Below are 573 nucleotides of genomic sequence, written 5' to 3' on the forward strand. Positions count from 1 at the left end.
GATCAACACCACCGACCGGCGCGGCTCATACGCGAGCCATCGGGGGACCGCCGCGATCAACGCACCGGGATTGTCGATGTACACCATGAACGAAACTCCTCTCGACGCAAACGAACCCAGCAGTTCCTGAATGGACGGCCAGGCCCGCGGGTGTCATCGGGCCTGGCCGGTGCGCGAGCGCTCAGGCCACCTGTGCTCCGTTGTCGTGCGGGACCGCGCGCAGGCGCGACCTGGCTTCGGTGCTGATGACACGGTCGAACCCTTGTGGCGAGGACACCGCAGAGTTCGGCCGTGCCAAGCGGCTGGAGGTGCATGGGGATTGGCGCTCGATTCGGCGTGGCGCAGCAGCTCACCCAGCCGAGCCGGCTCATCCGAACTCACAACAAGTCCTCCCGCCCGACGCCGGTCGCGGAGGTAAGGCGATCCAGAGCGATCTGCGCGGCGAGGAGATCCAGTACCGTCGGTACAGCCCGGTCCGTTCCACCGTCTGTGTTCGGGTCGGGTGTGCGGTCGCGGATCTTGCGGATCGCCAGAAGCGGCACGCCCCGCATCCGGACCCCGGTGAGCGAGGGG

1 protein-coding gene is annotated in these 573 nt (G+C 67.7%); it reads right to left on the bottom strand.

The genetic code is table 11. From position 1 onward, the window contains the following. Nucleotides 1-377 precede the first annotated feature (377 nt). Nucleotides 378-573: hypothetical protein (locus tag K7711_RS47080; protein ID WP_222979696.1), on the bottom strand; the 196-nt coding region annotated here is incomplete at its 5' end.

The organism is Nocardia coffeae (assembly GCF_019890715.1).
In the GTDB taxonomy this organism is placed as follows: Bacteria; Actinomycetota; Actinomycetes; order Mycobacteriales; family Mycobacteriaceae; genus Nocardia; species Nocardia jiangxiensis.